The organism is Nostoc sp. ChiQUE02 (genome assembly GCF_034531305.2).
Classification (GTDB): domain Bacteria; phylum Cyanobacteriota; class Cyanobacteriia; order Cyanobacteriales; family Nostocaceae; genus Nostoc.
Genome location: NZ_JAVRBN020000046.1, coordinates 41,136 through 48,061, shown reverse-complemented (window position 1 = coordinate 48,061; position 6,926 = coordinate 41,136). Strand labels below are relative to the sequence as shown.

Below are 6,926 nucleotides of genomic sequence, written 5' to 3'. Positions count from 1 at the left end.
TGCGCTAGTAACCATATAATCTGATACTGGCGACTTTCTATTCCATCTTTAGCTTGTTTGTAAAGCTGCTCTAATTCCGAAATATTTGAATGCTCGACTATACTGATCCGTTTCGGCATAAATCATATTTTTACTCCCTGCTTTTATCGTAAGCGATTATGCGGACATGATATTACCTGAAGTTAATTGAGCATCAATCACCTCAAACCCTTGCTGCTTGGCGGTAGGGGTTGTGGGTATTCAACCAGACATGGTATGATACTTGCTCTAATCATAGTGTCGCTATTTTTTTGTTGCAATAGTAAGTATACAAACTTTCTGTCTAGCTAACATTAAGCGTTTCTAACACTGTCTCAGAGATGGTGATATGCAAGTCTGCTAAAAGTCATCAAAAAAATTAGTAGAGACGTTTGTAGTAAGCGGCTCTAGCCCTTGAAGTTGAGCGATAAATCGCTCACTACGAACCACTAGTTCATATTTTCAAGTTAAGTCTATTTTGATAAAACAGGGCAGCAAAAAATTTTAAACAGGGAAAAACTCATGATACCAAGTAATAGAGAAAACTTTCAAAAAAACAAACTAAAATTTGTTTCTTTTGAACTTCCGCCTGCGCTTAAATCAGTGAATTTTTCTTGTTTCGTTATCGGACAAAGCTTATCTTTTTTTGGGTCTTGGATGACTCAAATCGCTTTGGTATGGCTAGTTTATCAATTAACTAATTCGGCTGTATTAGTGGGTGTAGCTGGATTTACAAATCAAGCTATGGGCTTGATTATTACTCCTTTGGTAGGAGTATGGCTGGATCGCTGGAATCTACGATATGTCCTCTTAACTACTCAGCTAGTATCTATCCTGCTATCTTCTATACTAACTTTTCTAACTATTAGTGGTAACATTAACGTTGCATGGATTATTGCCATCGGTACGCTTCAAGGAACGGTAAAAGCTTTCGATTTACCAGCACGTCAGGTAATTATTCCCAGGCTTTTGGATAAGAAATCAGATACTTATAGTGCGATGGCTTCCCATTCATTCTTGATTAATACAGCGAAGTTTGTTAGTCCTATGATTGGGGGTTTACTAATTGCTCGATCTGGTGCAGCTTCCTGTTTTTTAGTAGATAGTATTAGTTATCTACCCTTTGTCTCTGCAATCTTAACTATCAAAGTCAACCCAGTTATCAATAATTCATCGAATCAGAAAGCTCAAGTTTGGCAAAATCTCAAAGAAGGGTTTGTTTACGCATACGAATTCTTGCCAATTAAATATTTATTGATATTACAAATTATTATTTGCTTTATGGGAATGACACATGTCAATTTAATACCTATTTTTGCCAAAGAGATTTTAAAAGGTAATGCGGAAACTATGGGTTTTATGATGACAGCCTCGGCGCTTGGTTCTATAGTTTCAGGGATTTATCTAATCTCTAGAAAAAATGTTATGGGATTGGGAAAGATTATAGCAAGTTCTGCTGCAATTCTCGGTTTAGGTTTAATAGTTTTTTCTCGGTCAACCAGTTTAGAGATTTGTCTAGTATTCATGTTTATCATAGGCATGAATAATACTCTAGCTCTCGCTTCAATTAGTAACTTTATGCAATCAATTCTTCTTGAGGAAGATAAAAGAGGTAGAGTAACTAGTATATTTACAACGGGTTTTTTAGGAATACTGCCTTTTGGTAATTTATTTTTCGGAGCATTAGCAGGTTACTTTGGTGTCACCAATGCTTTATTATTTGGTGGTATTTTTTGCATTATAGGAGCATATTTTTTTAGTAGACAACTGCCCCAAATAAAAAAGATAGTGCATCCAATTTATGCAGAGTTGGGCTTACTTCCACAGTTAAATAAAGGCTAAATCTGCTTTTATTGGATGTTGTCTAGAAGCGATGTCTACGATGGGCTACGCCAACGCCTAATTTTTTCAACTCGACTTTTCAACAACAACCGCCTTTGATACTTCATCAAAATCCGCCGTGTCGTTTCAAGCACGGAATACGGCGCTGTGCGCCTGTTTCTTCAGGGCTTTCACCCTCTTGCTAAGTTTATTGTAAAAACCTCTTGATTTTCATCACCGTTTGTGAGAAAGTCTGATTTAACATCTAAAAATACGGTAAATCGATAGACTTGCAGGTGTTTAACAGATGGCTGGAAGAAAGTGCAGCTAATATAGCGACCCTTGAATCCTGGCAACAAGCTATCGGACTGATTAAAACTACGGAAGTGTAATAGCCATGTGATGAAAGCTTGAATATTAGCATTAAATACCTACATAACTGTCAGGAGAACAATCTCCAGTGCAAGTTCCCTTCTAGTAGAACAACCCAGATTTCATATCAAATCTAGTGAGATTGCCCTCTTTCTCTAGAGGTGGGTATTCCATGTGTGGCTCAAAGTCATTCTAGCTTTTAGTCTCTTATGTGTTTACTCATGGCTGGATTTTTAAATTTTTTTTGCCAGTGGAGAACAACTTAGATGCAAGCAGATCCCAATTCTCATCAAGATTTTGAAAAAAATGCTCAGGTTGGTAGTGAAATAACAAAAACCAAGCAACCTCAAACTAGCGCAGGTAGTAGAAAATTATTCCTCGGTCGCGCCAGCAGACGTTTATTTCTCGGTCGCGCCGGTTTGTTTAGTGCGGCTAGTGTTGTGGCTGGAGTTTTCAGTTCATCCCTTTCTTCCAAAAAAGGCGGAGATGTTGTCCAGGCCAAGGAACCTGCTGGAAAGCCCGACTATGGCGACTTACGTGAAAAAGCTTTTCAAGTACGTACAACAGCAGCCAAGGTAAATCGGGAAATTTCCATTCCTCCCCATCCCACCAACGGAGATGAAGCGAAGTACGCCAACAAAATTGCCACAGATACACGAGGATTACCCCATAATCAGCTGGGTGAAGTTGATCTGAAGGCTTATCAATCTTTTATTAATGCGCTGAACTCCGGCGATCCCAACGAGTATGAAAAGATCATCTTGGGCGGCAAACGGAAGTTGGTACAACCGCTCACTCCATTAGCAATTAGCTTGAGTGGGGTGAATACTTGCCAATTGGCGATTCCAGTGCCACCTACCCTTGATAGTGCCGAGCAGGGGGCTGAATTCCTCGAAATTGCTTGGCAACAACTCTTGCAGGATGTACCTTTTAGCGAGTTTCGCAATGATACAACTAACCCGCTGATTCTGGCAGCTGTTAAGGATCTGAATCGGTTGTCAGCATTTAAAGGGCCTAAACAAAACGGACGGGTTACACCCGAACTCCTATTTCGAGGCACCGCGATTTACGTTGATGCCTCTGGTCGAACGGCTTACCACACTTTACCAGGGGTAGATGTGGGGCCATACGTCTCCCAGTTTTTACTGCGTCCAGTGCCCGCAGGAACACATAGTTATGCTCAACTTAACCGTGTTCCCCTAGCTATTCCCGAAAACAGTTTCCAAATCAATTATGACGAGTGGTTGCTAGTGCAAAATGGTGGCGATTCTGGTCGAAAGATTAAGTTTGACTCGACCCATCGCTACTTTATCAACGGGCGCGACCAGTCAGAGATTGCCCATACGCCACCACCCGTTTATGGAAATGCTGCTTTAATTCTACTGGCCAAGCCAGTCAGCGATGACCCTCTAGCTGGTGGTGTTGGCTCACCTTACAATTCCACTAATCCCTATAACAAGTCGAAGACCCAATCAGGTGGTTCTGGGACATTTGGGCCAGGGTATTCACAATCTTTGATCGGTTGGGTTAGTCCACATGCAATTAGAGCAGCTTATTGGCAGAAGTACTATGTTCACCGTCGTCTGCGAGCGGAGGCTTATGGTGGATTGGTTCACAACAACAAGGTGAATAAAACGAACTATCCGATTCACCCCGAAGTTTTCAAGTCAGAAGCACTCGATCGCTTCTTTAGCAAAAACAAATCCTATTTGCTACCACAAGCTTTTCCTGAAGGAGCACCGTTGCACTCTTCTTATCCAGGGGGCGCTTCGGTGTCCGCAGGTGCTAGCGTCACAATCTTGAAGGCGCTATTTGATGAAAGTTATGTGATTCCAAATCCGGTGGTGCCCGATCCCAACGATCCCACCAAGTTGATTCCATATCAAGGGCCACCCCTGACGGTGGGTGGTGAATTGAACAAACTGGCGGCGAATATTGGCTTGGGTCGCGATAGCGCGGGGATTCACTGGCGCACAGATGCAGCAGCCTCGTTGGCCCTTGGCGAAGCGATCGCCATTGGTATTCTTAGAGATGAGAAGCTAACGTTCCGCGAAAACTTTGAAGGTTTCACATTCACGAAATTTGATGGCACAAAAATCACCATCTAAAACTCTGTGTCATGGCGATCGCAACTCCTAAACTACTGAATTTTGAGAAAAGCGATCGCCATCACACTATGATTTGTCCAAAATTTTTCATTGAAATACTAAAGAATTGCTATCTACATTAACCCGATTAAGCTACAGTAGTTTAAAACCTAGCTTTTGCAAAGTAATGCTTGTAGCTGTGCAATGCTCTGGGAAAATCAATGGTAAAAGATTTATCTGGACTCGAAATTACTACCGATTCATCAGCTGCGGTAGATGCCATCAATAGCTTTGTCGATCAATTACTGTGTGTTGGTAACGATGCCCAAGTTATTCTCAAAGCAGTTGAGGCAGATCCGGCTTGTATCATCGCCAACGCTCAAGCTGCCGCCTTTCATCTGTTTGTTGGTGGCTCTGTTGCCTTAACCCAGGCAAAATTTTATCTTAATGTGGCGAAAGCAAACTTGAAAAGAGCTAATGATCGCGAAAAACTTTATCTTGCGGCAATTGAAGCTTGGGCAAACCGAGATATTGCCCAAGCGATCGCTCACCATGAAGCGATCGCTGATAGCTATCCTCGCGATTTAGCCTCGGTACATTTAGTCCAATACCACTATAGAAATTCTGGTAACAGTCAAGAAATGCTGCGGATTGCCGAAAAAGTTTTCGCCGCCAATCAAGATAACCCTTATATGTACGGGATGCTAGCTTTCGGGCTGGAAGAGTGTCATCGTTTAGCAGAAGCAGAAGAATATGGGCGACAAGCGATCGCGCTGAAACGAGATAACCGTTGGGCACACCACGCCGTTGCTCATGTATTAGAAACTCAAGGACGCTTAGAAGAGGGAATTATTTTAATGGAGAATCTTAGCGACACTTGGGAATATGGTAGCTCGGCTTTTCATGGACATCTTTGGTGGCATACATCTCTTTATTACTTGGATATTGAAAATTTTGCCAAAGTACTAGAAATATATGACACGCGCATCTGGGGACGTGCCAAAAAAGATAATGGACGCGAGCAGATCAATGCGATCGCATTGTTGCTGCGGCTGGAGTTACGCGGTGTAGATGTCGGTTCGCGCTGGCAGGAGCTTGCTGCTTACCTGCAACCACGGCTGCACGAGCACGTCCTCGCCTTCCTCGATTTGCAATATATCTATGCGCTGGTGCGGGGCGGTAAAGATGACTGGGCTACTGAGATGCTAGAGAGTATGCAAACTCATGCAGAGAACGTATTACCCTATGCTCGACGCACTTGGGCAGAGGTTGGAGTACCAGCTGCTAAGGGGATGATTGCTCATGCTCGTAGGGATTGGGAGAGGGCGATCGCTCAACTAGAGCCAGTGTTACCCGATTTATACTCCACAGGTGGATCTCATGCTCAACGAGATTTATTTGAGCAAATTTATCTTGATGCACTGATTCGCGATCGGCAGTATCACAAAACCTTGAATGTTCTGGAAAAGCGCAATGCTGCCCGTGGCAATATTCCAGTGATTCAACGGGAATTAGCTAATACCTACAGTCAGCTAGGACGCATCGATGAAGCACATCAAGCTTCTCAACTTGCTTTAGAACTTTCACAACGTTATCAAAAAGTAGAGCAAACAGTATGACAACATACGTAAATCTCGGAAAAAGTGGACTGAAAGTATCACGCCTAGCTCTGGGTACTATGACCTATGGTTCTCGGAAATGGCGAGAATGGGTACTGGAAGAAGAAGAGAGTCGCCCGTTTATTAAACTAGCTTTGGAATTGGGGATAAACTTCTTTGACACCGCCGATGTTTACTCTTTAGGTGTCAGTGAAGAAATTCTGGGACGAGCACTCAAGGACTTTGCTAAAAGAGAGCAAGTTGTCATTGCTACCAAAGTCTTCAATAAAATCGGTGATGGCCCTAACGATCGCGGGCTGTCTCGTAAGCATATTTTTGATGGCATTGATGCCTCATTACGCCGTCTACAAACAGATTACGTCGATTTGTACCAAATTCACCGCTGGGACTACGAAACGCCCATTGAGGAAACCCTAGAGGCGCTGCATGATGTAGTTAAATCAGGTAAAGTTCGTTACTTAGGAATCTCAAGTGTTTACGCATGGCAGTTTGCCAAAGCCCTTTACACCGCTGACAAACACGGCTGGACTCGCTTTGTATCTATCCAAAATCACTACAACTTGGTTTATCGAGAAGAAGAGAGAGAAGTGATACCTTTATCTCTAGATCAAGGAATTGGGATCATTCCCTGGAGTCCCTTAGCGCGTGGTTTCCTCGCTGGGAATCGCAGTAAACAAGACTATGGTCAAACTGTGCGGGCGAAAACCGATGAATTTTCCCATAGTCTCTATTATCAAGATTCAGATTTTAAAATAGTCGATCGCGTCGTAGAATTAGCTCAAAAACGCGGTGTTAAACCAACGCAAATCGCCCTAGCTTGGCTATTGCATCAACCGGGTGTAACGGCTCCAATTGTTGGTGCAAGCAAGATAGAACATCTCAAAGAAGCAGTTGAGGCTGTGGATTTGAAGCTTTCCGATGAAGAGCGCAAATTCCTTGAAGAACCTTACACACCTCATCCCATCTTAGGACATCAGTACCCAGCGTAGCAGGTACTGGGGATTGGGAA

General features: G+C 42.9%; 4 protein-coding genes and 1 pseudogene. 4 read left to right on the top strand and 1 reads right to left on the bottom strand.

From position 1 onward, the window contains the following. Positions 1-119 (bottom strand): annotated as a pseudogene (locus RM347_RS29765) (IS630 family transposase); the annotation flags it as partial. A gap of 421 nt (positions 120-540) precedes the next feature. Here RM347_RS29765 and RM347_RS29760 point away from each other — a divergent pair. From RM347_RS29760 to RM347_RS29745, 4 genes are all read left to right on the top strand, one after another. Then, the gene (locus RM347_RS29760) at positions 541-1,860 is read left to right on the top strand and encodes an MFS transporter (protein ID WP_322715997.1); all 1,320 of its coding nucleotides are present in this window, start codon (positions 541-543) and stop codon (positions 1,858-1,860) included. Between the two features lie 617 nt (positions 1,861-2,477). Beyond that, positions 2,478-4,319 carry a vanadium-dependent haloperoxidase gene (locus tag RM347_RS29755; protein WP_322715996.1) on the top strand — a complete coding sequence of 614 codons (1,842 nt, stop codon included), beginning with the start codon at positions 2,478-2,480 and terminating at the stop codon, positions 4,317-4,319. A gap of 200 nt (positions 4,320-4,519) precedes the next feature. Continuing rightward, positions 4,520-5,917 carry a tetratricopeptide repeat protein gene (locus tag RM347_RS29750; protein WP_322715995.1) on the top strand — a complete coding sequence of 466 codons (1,398 nt, stop codon included), beginning with the start codon at positions 4,520-4,522 and terminating at the stop codon, positions 5,915-5,917. Beyond that, a complete protein-coding gene (locus RM347_RS29745) occupies positions 5,914-6,906 on the top strand; it encodes an aldo/keto reductase (RefSeq protein ID WP_322715994.1) in 993 nt (330 codons plus the stop codon). The genes RM347_RS29750 and RM347_RS29745 overlap by 4 nt, the downstream gene beginning before the upstream one ends. Positions 6,907-6,926 lie beyond the last annotated feature (20 nt).